This is a genomic window from Collimonas pratensis, from assembly GCF_001584185.1.
GTDB classification, from domain to species: domain Bacteria; phylum Pseudomonadota; class Gammaproteobacteria; order Burkholderiales; family Burkholderiaceae_D; genus Collimonas; species Collimonas pratensis.
In genome coordinates this window covers 568,384-583,391 of sequence record NZ_CP013234.1, presented here as the reverse complement: position 1 = coordinate 583,391, position 15,008 = coordinate 568,384, and the positions used below count along the sequence as shown (strand labels likewise).

The 15,008-nt window shown below is 58.1% G+C and carries 12 protein-coding genes; 4 read left to right on the top strand and 8 right to left on the bottom strand.

The features are described 5' to 3' along the window. The first annotated feature begins 554 nt into the window (after positions 1–554). Positions 555–1,463 carry a LysR substrate-binding domain-containing protein gene (locus CPter91_RS02615; protein ID WP_061936532.1) on the top strand — a complete coding sequence of 303 codons (909 nt, stop codon included), beginning with the start codon at positions 555–557 and terminating at the stop codon, positions 1,461–1,463. 75 nt (positions 1,464–1,538) lie between these two features. Here CPter91_RS02615 and CPter91_RS02610 read toward each other — a convergent pair whose 3' ends face one another. The 8 genes from CPter91_RS02610 to CPter91_RS02575 all read right to left on the bottom strand — a co-directional run bounded on the left by CPter91_RS02610 (position 1,539) and on the right by CPter91_RS02575 (position 8,390). Then, positions 1,539–2,321, bottom strand: a complete 783-nt coding sequence (locus tag CPter91_RS02610; protein ID WP_150119612.1) for a DUF6671 family protein — start codon at positions 2,319–2,321, stop codon at positions 1,539–1,541. A 42-nt stretch (positions 2,322–2,363) separates the two neighbouring features. After that, positions 2,364–2,906, bottom strand: coding sequence for a cysteine hydrolase family protein (locus tag CPter91_RS02605; protein WP_061936525.1), 543 nt, complete (start codon positions 2,904–2,906; stop codon positions 2,364–2,366). Further along, a complete protein-coding gene (locus CPter91_RS02600) occupies positions 2,903–4,105 on the bottom strand; it encodes a M20/M25/M40 family metallo-hydrolase (RefSeq protein ID WP_061936522.1) in 1,203 nt (400 codons plus the stop codon). The genes CPter91_RS02605 and CPter91_RS02600 overlap by 4 nt, the downstream gene beginning before the upstream one ends. Beyond that, on the bottom strand, positions 4,102–4,734 hold the full coding sequence (locus CPter91_RS02595) for a GNAT family N-acetyltransferase (RefSeq protein ID WP_061936519.1): 633 nt from the start codon (positions 4,732–4,734) through the stop codon (positions 4,102–4,104). The genes CPter91_RS02600 and CPter91_RS02595 overlap by 4 nt, the downstream gene beginning before the upstream one ends. Positions 4,735–4,788: 54 nt before the next feature. Then, entirely contained in the window at positions 4,789–5,961 is a 1,173-nt protein-coding gene (locus CPter91_RS02590) for a hypothetical protein (protein WP_231880031.1), read from the bottom strand. Between the two features lie 3 nt (positions 5,962–5,964). Next, on the bottom strand, positions 5,965–6,261 hold the full coding sequence (locus CPter91_RS02585; protein WP_061936516.1) for a DUF2917 domain-containing protein: 297 nt from the start codon (positions 6,259–6,261) through the stop codon (positions 5,965–5,967). A 376-nt stretch (positions 6,262–6,637) separates the two neighbouring features. Then, positions 6,638–7,138 carry a single-stranded DNA-binding protein gene (gene ssb / locus CPter91_RS02580; RefSeq protein ID WP_061936514.1) on the bottom strand — a complete coding sequence of 167 codons (501 nt, stop codon included), beginning with the start codon at positions 7,136–7,138 and terminating at the stop codon, positions 6,638–6,640. A gap of 55 nt (positions 7,139–7,193) precedes the next feature. Next, positions 7,194–8,390 carry an MFS transporter gene (locus CPter91_RS02575; RefSeq protein ID WP_099047263.1) on the bottom strand — a complete coding sequence of 399 codons (1,197 nt, stop codon included), beginning with the start codon at positions 8,388–8,390 and terminating at the stop codon, positions 7,194–7,196. A gap of 630 nt (positions 8,391–9,020) precedes the next feature. Between CPter91_RS02575 and CPter91_RS02570 the strand changes: the two genes are divergently transcribed. The 3 genes from CPter91_RS02570 (at position 9,021) to CPter91_RS02560 (ending at position 14,987) form a co-directional block, all read left to right on the top strand. Beyond that, a complete protein-coding gene (locus tag CPter91_RS02570; RefSeq protein ID WP_082792556.1) occupies positions 9,021–10,958 on the top strand; it encodes a S53 family peptidase in 1,938 nt (645 codons plus the stop codon). A gap of 316 nt (positions 10,959–11,274) precedes the next feature. Then, positions 11,275–14,148: an excinuclease ABC subunit UvrA gene (gene uvrA / locus CPter91_RS02565; protein WP_061936507.1), complete on the top strand. Its 2,874-nt coding sequence runs from the start codon at positions 11,275–11,277 to the stop codon at positions 14,146–14,148. A gap of 59 nt (positions 14,149–14,207) precedes the next feature. Beyond that, positions 14,208–14,987: a phytanoyl-CoA dioxygenase family protein gene (locus CPter91_RS02560; RefSeq protein ID WP_061936504.1), complete on the top strand. Its 780-nt coding sequence runs from the start codon at positions 14,208–14,210 to the stop codon at positions 14,985–14,987. Positions 14,988–15,008 lie beyond the last annotated feature (21 nt).

Sequence of the window (15,008 nt, the reverse complement as noted above, 5' to 3'; positions counted from 1 at the left end):
TTAATTGTGAACTGCCTTTTGGGCAGCATGGAATGCTCAGGTAGTACGGGGGTAGCCATTGATGGCATGAGGGAAGTGTCGACATCAGGATCACTCCCGTCGAATCAATGCTATCCCACAATCGCAGTCCCCGCAATTGCCTTGGCGCAATATTTTTACCACTTGTTCCATCTCACGCTCGGCCAGAAGTTCCTCAGAATTGCGCACTCAGCCAGCAGGCGCGCGCCATCGCGAGGTTTTGCATGATCGCCTCAAACGTATAGCACGGGTACTTCAATCATCCATGGCTTGTCACAAAAAACAGACAGGTCTGTACTTTTATGGAATATGACAAGATTTGGTATGTTAAATTACTGCACTTGCCGTGCAGGAACAATCGTCCCTTTGGTGAAAGTCAATACGTAATGCGCGATCAAAAATCGGCGCGGAGCAATGTATTGCAGATGAGCGCAACTTAGAATTCCCCTAATTTCACTTAAACGGCAATTGTTTGAATTGCCGGTTATTTTTCTTATCAACCGTAGCAATTTGCACCAAAAGGACGATTACCCCATATGACGCGACGGCTTCCCCCCCTGGATTTGCTGGTCGGTTTTGAGGCGGCGGCAAGGCAGTTGAGTTTTTCCAAGGCAGGCGACGAGATTTTTCTCACGCAATCCGCAATCAGCCGCCAGGTCAAAAAACTGGAAGAATCTTTGGGCTTGGTGCTGTTTGAGCGACGCCATCGGGCTTTAGAACTGACGGAACAGGGGCGCGTACTGTTTGAAGCAGTGAACGAGTCGCTGAATCACCTGTCGGAAACGGTCGCCAGCCTGCGCAAGGAATTCACCCAGCGCGGGGTTAAAGTATCCACGACAACTTCATTTGCAGCGCTTTGGCTGGTGCCGAGACTGGCTCGTTTCCGTGCCCAATGCCCCGAAGTCGCGCTGCATATCGATGCGGATAATCGCCTGGTCGACCTCAAGCAAGGCGTAGTCGATATCGCGATCCGCTACACTTCGCCGGACATGGTTTCCGCCGACAGCGACGTTTTTCTCGCCAAGGAAGAAGTGTTTCCGGTGTGCAGTCCGGCGCTATTGCAGCGCAGCGGGCGCAAGCTGACTTGCATCGACGATTTGCAGCATCACACCTTATTGCATCTGGGCGACCCGCAAAATGCATGGCCATGGCTGCAATGGCCATACTGGTTCGAACAGATGGGCGCCGATCTGCCGTTGAACGATATCGGTTTTCGCTTCAGCCATCTGGATCAGTTGGTCCAGGCGGCCACCATGGGCCATGGCATCGCGCTGGGAAATTCACCGCTGGTTGACTCGCTGCTCGCAGAAGGCCTGCTGGTCGCACCGCTGACAGAGCGGCTTGTAAGCCCTCGCTCCTTCTATCTTTGCCACGGACCGCGTCGCGATCCCGAGGTGCAGGCTTTTGTCAATTGGCTTCAGCTCGCCATGTCTCGGCCAGAATAAGCAAGCCAAGATGATTACGTCCGCAGGACGCAATCATCTTGGTGTCATTGCGGCCCGCAAGCGGGATTTGCCGCCTCAGGCAGCACGTTGCAAAGGCAGGCCATAACCTTGGCGACGCAGGCGTTGCACTAAACGCTCACCCACGCGCGCGACTGAAGCCATGCGTGTCGGGTTCATGTGCGCGCGCAGGTCGCTTTCCAGGTGCAGGCGGCCGTCGCTGGATTGGGCAGCACACGCGCGCATCGCTTCCATCAGAGACGGGACGTCAGCCAATCCCTTGAACACCCACTCGGGCGCCACCACACCTTGTCCTGGATCTTCCGGGACAACCAAAGCGCGCACTTCGGGCCACCCCATAGCCGACAGCAGCGCCTGCACTTCAGGAGAAGAAAAATCTGCAGGAACCCGGTCTTTGACAAAGCGCGTGGGCAGATCGGTCATGTACTCCACGAACTCTTGCCCACTCTCCATGTCGACAAAAGCGAGCAACTCGACGTTGCGGGCGCCTGGAAACAGTGTCTGGCAAGGCCGGTATGAGCCCTCGCTGGAAATGGCGCGCGGTATGCCAGTAGCTTTACAGGCACGGCGCGCCTTCTCCAGAGCAGCCTCGACTGCCGTGCCCGGACGCCGCACGTCGCCGGAGAAAGTCCCCAGCATGTCGGTGTCATAGTCAAGCGGCAGCAGCACCTGGAACCCCAGCTCTGCCAATGGCGGCGCCAGCACCGCTTCTTTGCCGTGCATGGTGGCAATCAAGACAGGCAGGCCATCGGCCGGCCCTGCCACACGTTGTATCAACTGCGCGGCATTGCTTGCAGTCGCTTCGGATGGCATATGCGCCGGGGAGGGAACGATTTGCATGGAAAACCTCTTTCTGAGAATAGGGTCAGGTTGTAGGGACGATCAGATCTTTGCCGAAAATGAATTCAGCGTGGTTTCTTCCTCTGTCCGTGTGCGGCGCGAAAATGGCCCCAGGATAGCGACAGCATGATCATGCATCGAGGCTTCCGAGTGATCGCCAACCGCCAGCGCGGCGCAAGCATCTTCTACCAAGGCGAAGCGGTAGCCGCGGTGGTAGCCGTCGACAATGGTGGACAGGCAGCACATCGTGGTGCCATAACCAATGACAATGAACTCATGATCCGGATGCTCCGCCGCGAACTTGACAAAGGCTGGCGAAGAAAACGACGAGTAGTTGTTCTTGACCGCCAGCACCTCGTTGGCCTCTGGCACAAAACTGTCAATGAAGTCAGACGTGTCAGAGTTGCGGTTGAATATTTCGCCATCTTGCAGATGCTGCACATGCACGATGGGCCAGTCTTGCGTACGAGCGAAGCGTAGCATCGCATAAGCGTTCTTCAGCGATGGACCGATGCCATGGATCTGGAACTTGCGGCCTGGTGCGATGTATTCGCGTTGGATATCGATAACGACTAATGCTTTCATGATGTGCCTTTTTGAGAGTGAGAAAGTTGGGTGATCAACAGGGTAATAAGTGACAGGCGTTCCTGATAAGAACGCAGCAGCATGAACTCCTGGTCTGAATGCATGCCGCCGCCATAAGGACCTACGCCGACCAGTAATTGCATGCCTGTTTCGGCCAGGTTGTTGCCGTCGCTACCGTAACCAACGGCACGAGCGCCAACGGTTTGTCCGAGTGAGCGGGCACTGGTCTGAATACGCTCAAGCAGTTCGGCGGTATCGGCAACTGGCAGCAAAGGCATTTCTGCCAACTGCGTCACTTCTGTATGCGTACCCTGCTGCAAAGATGCGTTGTAAACATCGCTGACCGCGCCGATTTGCCGGATGGCAGACGAAACATCCTGCCAGTCGGCCAGCGAACGAAACCGGATATCGAATGTGACACTGGCGTTCTCGCACACCACGTTAGGTTTGCTGCCGCCGTCCATGAGGCCAGGGTTGATCGTCAGGCCTTTGCCGGCTTGCGCCAGACCAGCCACTTTCTTGACTTTGATTGCCAGGTCCAGGCAGGCATCTATGCCCTTTTCAGGTTCCAATCCAGCGTGTGCGGCTTTGCCAGTCGTCGTCAACTTGATCCAGCGAACACCGGACTGGCTGCTGACGACAGAGCCATCCTCCAGGCCAGGCTCGAAGACCAATCCGAATGGCAGTCCTTGCGCAAGATCGCGTAGCGTTGCTTTGGAGTTGGGTGAACCGATCTCTTCATCGTCATTCAGCGCCACGCGCACCTGATCCAGTCCGCCATGTTCCTTGAGTTGCGCCAGCACGTTGAGCAACAGCACCACCCCGCCCTTCATGTCTATCACGCCAGGGCCAGCGAGACGATTGCCTTGGTCTTTCAGCTTCTGGAAGGCCCCCGTGACAGGAAATACCGTATCAAGATGCCCCACCAGCAGCACCTTAGGTTGCGCCCCGGGCATTTCAAAGCTCAGCACTTCACGGCCGTCTTGCGCCAGGCGGTGCCGCGTCAACACAAGTCCAAGCGATTCGAACTGCGGGATCAGCAATTGGCGGACCTGCTCCAGCCCCGCAAGGTTGTGGGTTTCAGTGTTGATGTTGACCAGGCGTTCAAGCAACTCGCGGTAGTGCGGCGCTATGCCTTCCGCAGCCGTGGCAGTGCTCAGCACCAGGCTCAGTGCTGCCCCTGCAAGCAAACGTTTCATGCCCGCACTCCCTCGGTCAAGCCATGCAAGTGCTCACGGGAGATACCAAACTCCAGAGGACCGGCTTGATCCAGATTGTTCTCGGGCCGGTTGAGAAACATCGGCCAATGGCCGATCTGCTGTGCCGGCTGAGGCAGCTTTTCGTCTTCTTCCAGAACCATCTCGACATAGTCGTGGTCGGAGAAGGCGAAATCGCCGCCCACGGGACGAAAACCGTAGCCTTCGTAGAAAAACTGCAGGCGGGCCTGTGCATGCAGATAGAAGCACGAGAAGCCCTTTTGCCGGCACAGGTCCAGCATGAACTGAAGCAGGCGATGGGCGTAGCCGCGGCCACGATACTCGCTGCGTATGGCCAAACGTTCGATTTTTGCCAGCTTGTTGAAATAGCGGATGCGGGCTGTCAATACCGGTTCCCCATCCTGGTCTAGTCCAATGATCTGAGTGGAGGTATGATCGTTCAGGTCGAATTCTTCACTGAATGGGCACTGCTGCTCATGCATATAGACGATGGCTCTTACCAGCATGGCCTTGAGCCGCTCATCCTCATTTTCCACAATCTTGATCGTCAACTCTGCTGAATCTGGATAGGCTGCTATGGCACGGGATGCTGGAAGATGATGAATACTCATAATGACATTTCCTTAATGTGAGAGTTGCGTTGGTGTGTCGCCGGCAGCATTGGTTTATCGCAATGCTTCCATCATTTGTTCCACTTTGTGAGTCGTCAAACCGGTTGCGCCATTTCTGATGGCCGTGGCCGATACCTTGTCTCGCCGCACCACCGGATAGGGATAAATCCAGCCAGATTCGTCATAGATGCCGCGCACCCACATGCCGCCAAGGTCGCTGCCATGAATGCCGTGAACCGGTTGTCCTTTGTTCAGCCGCTTGACATGCGCCAGCACAGCGTAAAAACCACCTTTGTCATACGCCTCTGGCAGCGACAGCACTTCGACCACATCGGACAGGCCGGCGTCGGCCACAGCCGCCTGCATCATGGCCAGCCGGGTTTCATATTCATAAAACTTGCGTCCTGTCGGAAAATAATTGACATGCACATCGGCCCGTTCGGTGGTTTCATACACACGCATACCGCGTTCGTATTCAGAGATGCGAATCTCGCCGCGTTGCAGTGCCTGAGCATGCAGTTTGGGGACCGTTGTACAGTGCAGATACACCTTCTTCAGACCGCGGGCTTCGATGGCATCGCGGATCAAGGCCAGATGGGTTCTGTGGGTAGGGTTGAAGGTACCGAAGAACACGCCCACGCCGCCCCGCCGAAATACCAGCGAACGCCAGTCCGACAGCAATCCCACTGCAAAAAAGAGCAGGCCAAAACCAATACCGAACGTAAGGAATGCTGTCTTGGCCCACGGCCAGCCGACGGTTGCGACGGCAGTCACCACAATATTGGCCGACAAGGCGATGAGTACATTGCGGTTCTTGTCGCCGATCTCGCGATTGGCCATGGCCAGAGCCAAGTACTGCATGCCTTGCGAGGCGCAAGTTGTGACGACCGCGATGCCAAGCACACCTCCCAATGCATCCAGGCTGCTATCGGGAAATACACCAGCCATGACCAGCGCCAGGAAAACCCCGATATTGAACAACAGCTGCGGAATGAACCTGACCAGACGTCCCAGGCTTAAGCGTGCGCTGCGCAGATTGATGAGTTCCTCCAGCTTGTTGCTGAGCTTGGAGTAATACGGAATGAATATGCCGACAAAGGCGCAAAGGGCTATTAATCCTGTGTTGCCGAAAGCATGGTGCGCCAGACCATAGCTACCGTACATCAGAACCCCGACCGCCAGACCGAGTTGCGCCGACGGACTTGTCAAATATGCTGAAACCTTCATCTCTCAGGCTCCTTCCAGCGAAATGCCCGACGGGGCTTTACTATCATTTTCAGCATGCGCCGGTACTGGCTTGACATACTTCATCGACATCACCGTATGGCTCATGGCCTCCGCCACCAGGAAACCATTTTCCTTGGGAGTGCATGTACTGCCGGCTTCGATGAAAACGTCGGCGCTTTGGTTTGTCTGGGTGATCCACAAACGACCGCTGTCGACTTGAATGACACAATCTTTTGGCTTGGCCATGGTGATGACTTCGCCTTTCTTCAGAGGGAATTGGGTAACTTGGCTGGTTTTCATGTCGCGCTCCAATCTGGTTGGCCAGTTGTTGTCTGGTATGAAGCGATTCTGGGTGATGGGAATGTTGGTGACAAACGATCGTTTGGCACGCCTTGCATGCATGGAAGGCATGCGAGTTGCCTCAGGCCGAAAGAACGCTATGGCGCCATCGGCGGGGAGGGACAGTAGTGAGAGAGGAAAAAGCAGCCTGAAAAGAACTGAAGGCAGACTGAGTGACGCGAAGAGGGAGTGGAGGCCGGCGGCTGCGCAATAACCACCGAGGCATTACTTTGCAAAGCTAACGCGGGTCCCGGCAGGCAAAATATTCGGGTAATAAAAAAAACCCGCTGAATCTGTGATTTAGCGGGTCTTGTTTACAGAATTAAACTACTGGGTCCTAGAACGGAATATCGTCATCCATATCCGAAAAATTCGGCGCCGGACGGGAAGCCGGTGCTGGACGGGAAGCGGCTGCTTGCGGTGCGCTGCCGGTGTTCTGACGTGCCGGCGGCGCGCTGTTGTAGCCGCCGCCATCGTCCATAGGCGCACTGCCGCCTGCACCTTGACGGCTGCCGAGCATCTGCATGGTGTCGGCGATGATTTCAGTGGTGTAGCGCTCGGCGCCGTCCTTGTCCTGCCATTTGCGAGTCTGCAGGCGGCCTTCGACGTAGATCTGCGAACCCTTCTTCAGGTACTGGCCGGCGATTTCCGCCAGCTTGCGGTAGAAGGTGATGCGGTGCCACTCGGTTAATTCTTTTTTCTCGCCGCTGTTCTTGTCTTTCCAGCTTTCCGTGGTGGCAACGGCAATGTTGGTGACTGCTTCACCGTTTGGCATGTAGCGCGTTTCCGGGTCGCGGCCGAGATTGCCGACGATGATGACTTTATTGACCGATGCCATGTTTCTCTCCTGATTACGAATATCTTGATAAATGCGTTGAACAATGCCTTGAAATTTATGCTGCCGCTGAAACGGCCGCCTGGCTGCGGCGTGGCAAATTTTTCATGCTGGATGCGATTATAAGCCAGCACAGGGTCGCTACCCCTCCTAAAATGAATACGGAAGGCGCTCCGGTGTGCTGTTTAAGCAATCCGCCTATGGCGCCGCCGGCGAACAGGCCCAGCGCCTGCATGGTGTTATACACGCCGAGAGCGGCGCCTTTGGCGGCTGGCGGCGCGATGCGCGACACAAGCGACGGCTGGCTGGCCTCCAGCACGTTGAAGGCGATGAAGAAACCCAGCAACAGCACGACCAGCCATTGCCAGCGGATTGTTTCCATCGAGAATGTCGCCAACAAGCCAAGTTGCACGATAAACAACAAAGCCACCGCCGCCACCATCACCTGTTTCATCTTGCCTTGCTTCTCGCCGACAAATACCGGCGGCAGCATCAGGACGAACGAGGCCAGCACCACCGGCAGGTAAATCTTCCAGTGCGCGGCGACCGGCAGGTTGGCGTACTTGACCAGCGCCGCCGGCATCACCACGAACATCGCCATCTGCGTCATGTGCAGGGCGAACACGCCATAGTTGAGGCGCATCAGTTCGCCGTTGCGCAGGATTTCCGACCACGCCACGCGCCTGGCCTTGACCAACGGCACGCTCGGCACCAGCCACAGCACCACGGCGATGGCCGCCAGCGACAGGATGCCGGTCATGGCGAAGATGCCGCCCATGCCTATCCATGCATACAGCAGCGGCGAAATGATCAGCGACAAGGCGAAAGTCAGGCCGATCGAACCGCCAACCAGGGCCATGGCCTTGGTGCGGTGCTCTTCGCGGGTGGAATCGGCGATGAAGGCGGTTACCGCAGCCGAGATCGCGCCGGCGCCTTGTATTGCGCGGCCGATGATGACCCAATAGATATTCTCGGCGCCGGCGGCAATGAACGACCCCAGCGCAAACAGGATCAGGCCGGTGACGATGATCTTCTTGCGGCCGTATTTATCCGAGGCGACGCCGAAAGGAATTTGTCCGAACGATTGCGCCAGGCCGTAAATGCCCATCGCCAGGCCGACCAGCGCTACGCTGTCACCACCGGGCAGCGTCTTGGCGTGCACCGCGAACACCGGCAGGATCAGAAACAGGCCCAGCATGCGCAAGGCAAAGATCGATGCCAGCGAGGCGCTCGCCTTGACTTCGGCGCGGCTCATGCCGCTGCCGGCGTCGCTGTCGGGAATGGAGGACGGATTATTCATGTTGAGCTATTACCAGAGGACGACGCCGAAGCAGCGCCGGAACGAAGATCCAAACCCAATATAGTAGCAGGGAATGGATGGGCCACAACCGGCGCGCATGCCGGACCGTAACGATTACGCCGCGCGCCTTGATGTTTTGCCATGGACTTTCCGGCGCTTGCGCCGGCCACAAAACCGGCTTTAACATTTGTTTACAAATATTAGACAGATCTGTTCAAATATTTCCCAAAAGCATGACCCCTTTTCCCATTTCGATTGGCATAACTAGTAGGACTCCATAAGAGTCGCTACGGTGTTGTTCATCCTCAAGAGGGAAATCCCATGATTTTCACGCAACGATGCGTCTCCATCCTGTTCCAGTCGCCGCCTGCGCGCGGCCAGCTGCGCCTCGTGGCAGCAGCTCCCCCATTCCGGCACAGGCAGCGTTGACGCTGCCGCCAACCCCTTAACGGACTGATCTCCGTTATCTCCTGCATCGCCGCCGGCGACGCAGGCTCCAGCGCCAGGTCAACCTGTGCAGGGCGGATTGCCTTGCAGGGAAAGCGGCGTCCTTTATCGGTTGTTCTATTCAAGAGGAATAAGCGCATGAAATCCGAAACAGTAACGAAAACAGCAGTGCAGACATCGGCAAGAAAATCGGCAGCGGGCTTTGCGATTCCCCGTGCCTCGGCATTGTCATTGGCGCTGTCGCTGGCGTTCGCATCCTTGTCCGGCGTAGCGCACGCCGCAGCCGATGACAGCTGGGTCGCCACCAAGACCAAGGCCTTCCTGCCGCAAGTGCAGGCGAAACAGAAAAGCAGCGCGGTCGACGCCAGCGTTCAGACACCGGCTGAAGCCGCAGTGCAAATGGCGCAAGGCGAGCCGGTTCACGTCACACTGAGCCTGAACCTGCGTAACGAAGCCAAGCTCGACCAATTCCTGAAAGACCTGCACACGCCAGGCAGCACAGCTCACCGCAAGTATTTGACGCCGGCCCAGTTCAAGGCAGAATATGCACCTACTGAAAAAGATGTCGCGACCGTGGTGGCGCACTTGCGCAAGGCCGGCTTCGTGAATATCAAAGTCGCGCCAAATCGCCAACTGGTGTCAGCTTCCGGCACGGCAGCCACCGTGCAAGCCGGCTTCCATACTGCGCTGAAACGCTTCCAGCAAGACGGCCGCCCGGTGTTCGCCAATACCGACGCCGCACAGGTGCCGGCAGCCCTGGGCCATATCGTCGGCTCGGTGCTCGGCCTGCAGAACGTCGAACTGGCCCATACCAACTTTGTCATGCAAGCACCACAACAGGCCCGCGCAGCCGTGCTGGCCAAGGCACGCACCAATGCAACGCCGGTACAAACCTCACATAGCCCTGCCGAATTCCCAGGCATCTATAACGCCGGCAGCACGCCGACCGCGTCGAACACGACTGTCGCCGTGATTTCCGAAGGCGACCTGACGCAGACTATTTCTGACCTGAACACCTTCACCGACAGCAATAATTTTGCCGCCATCAACACCAACGTCGTGCAAACCGGCGCCGACGGCAGCGACTACAGCGACACCTCCGGCATGGTCGAATGGAACCTCGACAGCCAGACCATCGCCGGCACTACCGGCGGCGCGGTGCAACAGCTGATTTTCTACGCATCGCCAGACATGCAGTTCAGCAGCATCACCGCTTCCTACAACCAGGCCGTGTCGGATAACCTGGCCAAGGTCATCAATGTCTCGCTCGGCGCTTGCGAAGCAGCCGCCAACAGCGACGGCACGCAGGCAGCCGACGACAACATCTTCAAGCAGGCGGTTGCGCAAGGGCAGACATTCTCGGTATCGACCGGCGATGCCGGCGCCTACAACTGCCAGGTCAGTTCGATTTCCGGCGCGCCTGGCGTGCCGAAGAACAAGTCGACCTATGATGTCAGCGAACCTGCCAGTTCGCCCTACGTCATCGCGGTCGGCGGCACCGCCCTGTACACCAACGCCGGCGCTTACAGCAGCGAAATCGTCTGGAATGAAGGCTTGCGGGCGATCGGCCAGTACGACGCTGCCGGCGATGTCGACAACACTAAACGCATCTGGGCCACCGGCGGCGGCTACAGCAAGTACGAAGCCGCGCCAAGCTACCAGTCCGGCGTGACCGCCTCCGGCGCCACCACCCGCGGCTTGCCGGACATCGCCTTCGACGCCGCCAGCGCCAGCGGCGCCAACCTGGTCATCAATGGCAGCACCACCAACCAGAACGGCAATCTGTACACGGTTGGCGGCACCAGCCTGGCAGCGCCGATCTTCACCGGCGTGTGGGCGCGCCTGCAATCAGCCAATGCCAACGGCTTGGGCTTCCCGGCCGCCAGCTTCTACAAGTACTTCCCGCTGGCAGCCAACGCCTCGCTGCTGCATGACGTGACTTCCGGCACCAACGGCTACAGCAGCTCCTATGGCTTCAAGGCCGCCAAGGGCTGGGATGCGGTGACCGGCTTCGGCAGCCTGAATATCGGCAACCTGAATGCCTTCGTCACGAACACGGCGGATTTTGCACGTTAAGCCCCAGCGTTCTGATTTACCTGCCTTCCATCACCGTCGCGCTGCTTTCCAGAGCGCGGCGGCGATCGCGTCGAGAGTCATCCAGCGGCACAAAAGCTATCCATATCTGCAGCGCCGCCGGCGGCAAGAGCGGCCGGCCAAACCCAAATACCCCTACCCTGATATAGTGTCAGGTTGATCCGTTTGATATGGCATTGCCCCGCCGGGCTGACATCGGGCTAACCAGCCCCGCCAGCGGCACCAGCAGGCCTTTCAGACGTGAAAATTGCAATTCCAACAAGCCAACACGGCCTTAAACTCACGCTGAAAGCTGTAGATGGATAAAAATCGGGAAGAAATCCGCATTCGGGGTGCACGTACGCATAACCTCAAGAACATCAATCTGGATTTACCTCGCAACAAACTGATCGTGATCACCGGCTTGTCGGGTTCCGGCAAATCGTCGCTAGCGTTCGATACGCTGTATGCGGAAGGCCAGCGGCGCTATGTCGAATCGCTGTCGTCCTATGCGCGCCAGTTCCTGCAGCTGATGGAGAAGCCGGATGTCGACCTGATCGAAGGCTTGTCGCCGGCGATTTCGATCGAGCAGAAAGCCACTTCGCACAATCCGCGTTCTACCGTCGGCACGGTGACCGAGATCCACGATTACCTGCGCCTGCTGTATGCGCGCGTCGGCACGCCGTATTGCCCGGACCATCCGGAAAAGCCGCTGGCGGCGCAATCGGTGTCGCAGATGGTGGATGCCGTGCTGGCCATGCCGGAAGACACCAAGCTGATGATCCTGGCGCCGGTGGTGGCCAATCGCAAGGGTGAGCATGTCGACCTGTTTGAGCAGATGCAGGCCCAGGGCTTCGTGCGCTTCCGCATCCAGAGCGGCACCGGCACCGCCAAGATTTATGAAGTCGACGACCTGCCCAAGCTGAAGAAGACCGAGAAGCACACTATCGACGTCGTCATCGACCGCCTGAAGGTCAAGGCTGACGTCAAGCAGCGCCTGGCGGAAAGTTTCGAGACTGCATTGCGCCTGGCAGAAGGCCGTGCGGTCGCGCTGGAGATGGACAGCGGCGCCGAGCACGTGTATTCGAACAAGTTCGCCTGCCCGATCTGCGGCTATTCGCTGCAAGAGCTGGAGCCGCGCCTGTTCTCCTTCAACAATCCGATGGGCGCTTGCCCGGAATGCGACGGTCTCGGCCATATCGAATTTTTCGATCCCAAGCGCATCGTCGCCTTCCCTAACCTGTCGCTGGCTAGTGGCGCTGTCAAAGGCTGGGACCGGCGCAACCAATTCTATTTCCAGATGCTGACCAGCATCGCCGCGCATTACGATTTCGATATCGACGTGCCGTTTGAAAAGCTGCCGGAAAAAGCCCAGCAGGCAGTGCTGTACGGCTCCGGCAAGGAAACCATTCCGTTCAGCTATGTCAACGAGCGCGGCCGCACTGTCATCAAGGAACACACGTTTGAAGGCGTGGTCAACAATCTGCAGCGCCGTTATCGCGAAACCGATTCAATGGCGGTCAAGGAAGAACTGGCCAAGTTCATCAATGAAAAGGAATGCCCGTCCTGCCATGGTGCCCGGCTGCGTGTCGAAGCGCGCTTCGTCAAGGTCGGCAACGGCAAACAGGAACGCGCCATTTACGAAGTCGCGGCGACGCCCTTGCGCGAAACGCTGACCTTCTTTGAAAAACTGAAGCTGACCGGCGCCAAGAAGGAAATCGCCGACCGCATCATCAAGGAAATCGTCTCCCGCCTGACCTTTCTCAACAATGTCGGCCTTGATTACCTGTCGCTGGAACGTAGCGCCGACACATTGTCCGGTGGCGAAGCGCAGCGCATCCGCCTGGCGTCGCAGATCGGCTCCGGCCTGACCGGCGTCATGTATGTGCTGGACGAGCCGTCGATCGGCTTGCACCAGCGCGACAACGACCGCCTGATCGAAACCCTGCGCCATCTGCGCGACATCGGCAACAGCGTGCTGGTGGTGGAGCATGACGAAGATGCGATCCGCACCGCCGACTATGTGGTCGACATGGGCCTGGGCGCAGGCGTGCATGGCGGCGAAGTGATCGCCGAAGGCACGCTGGAGCAGATCCTCAAAAGCAAGAAATCGCTGACCGCGAAGTACCTCAACGGCACCTTGAAAATCGCCGTGCCGGAGAAGCGCACGCCGGCCGATCCGGACCGTCAGTTCATCATTACCGGCGCCACCGGCAACAACCTGAAGAACGTCACCATGAACTTGCCGGTCGGCTTGCTGACCTGCGTCACCGGTGTTTCCGGTTCGGGCAAGTCGACGCTGGTCAACGACACGCTGTATCACGCTGCCGCCCGCCACTTGTATGGCTCGCAGGCGGAACCGGCGGCGCATGAATCGATAGGCGGACTGGAGCATTTCGACAAAGTGATCTCGGTCGACCAGGCCCCTATCGGTCGTACGCCACGCTCCAATCCGGCGACTTACACCGGCTTGTTCACGCCGATCCGCGATCTGTTCTCGACCGTGCCGATGGCCAAGGAACGCGGCTACAACGCCGGCCGTTTCTCGTTCAACGTCAAGGGCGGCCGCTGCGAAGCCTGCCAGGGCGACGGCGTGATCAAGGTCGAAATGCACTTCCTGCCGGACGTTTATGTACCGTGCGACGTCTGCCACGGCAAGCGCTACAACCGTGAAACGCTCGAAGTGCACTACAAGGGCAAGAGCATCACCGAAGTGCTGGGCATGACGGTGGAAGAAGCTTATGAGTTCTTCAAGCCTGTGCCGGTGATCGCGCGCAAGCTGCATACGCTGCTGGATGTCGGCCTCGGCTATATCCGCCTCGGCCAGAGCGCCACCACGCTGTCCGGCGGTGAGGCGCAGCGCGTCAAGCTGTCGCTGGAACTGTCCAAACGCGATACCGGCCGCACCCTGTATATCCTGGATGAGCCGACTACCGGCTTGCACTTCCACGACATCGACCTACTATTGAAAGTGATCCACCGCCTGCGCAACCAAGGCAATACCGTGGTCATCATCGAGCACAACCTGGATGTCATCAAGACCGCCGACTGGCTGATCGATCTTGGCCCGGAAGGCGGCGCCGGCGGCGGCCGCATCATCGCTACCGGCACACCGGAGCAGGTGGCGGCGAACCCGGCCAGCGTCACCGGCAAGTACCTGGGACCCTTGCTGGAAAAACCGAAGAAAAAATAAAATTGACATTCCCGGCCCGCGAAGCCGGGAGTGCCACAGATTAAAAGCGCGAGATAACGATGTCTACCAACACTACCCCGGCGCTGACTGCAGCGCAGATCGACGCTTTTGAAAAAGATGGTTTTCTGATTTTGCCGCGCCTGGTCGCGACTGCCGATTGCGAATTGATGGCGGCCACCACCAACGCCCACCTGGCGCAGGCAGTGGCGCCGCTGGAATACGAATCCGAAGTCGGCTACGCCGGCGCGCCGAAGTCGCTCGACAGCATCGGCGGCCGCACCGCGCGCCGCTTGCGCAATGCCTACCAGCGTGACGACAGCTATCGCGCCTGGGCTCGCAATCCGCAGCTGGTGGCAATGCTGGAGCTGCTGCTGGGCGAAGCGGTCTGCCTGACCTTGTCGCACCATAATTGCGTGATGACCAAACATCCGCATTTCGGCACCGCGACCGGCTGGCATCGCGATATCCGCTACTGGTCGTTCCCGCGCAACGAATTGATTTCAGTATGGCTGGCGCTGGATAGCGAAAACGTCAACAACGGTGGCCTGCGCTTCATTCCAGGCTCGCACCGCTTCGATATCAAAACCGAACAAATGGATGAACTGGATTTCCTGCGCCCGGAAGTGGCAGCCAACCAGGCCCTGTTTGCGCAGGGGAAATCGGTGGAACTGCAGCAGGGCGACGTGGTGTTTTTCCATAGTGGCCTGTTCCATGCCGCCGGCCGCAACAATACCGAAAGCGTCAAGGAATCGGTGGTGTTTGCCTATCATGGGAAAAGCAATCCGCCGGTACCAGGCAGCCGCTCCGCCGCCTCAGAAGATATCCTGCTGAGCAGCTAATTACACTTCGGGAAATTCCCA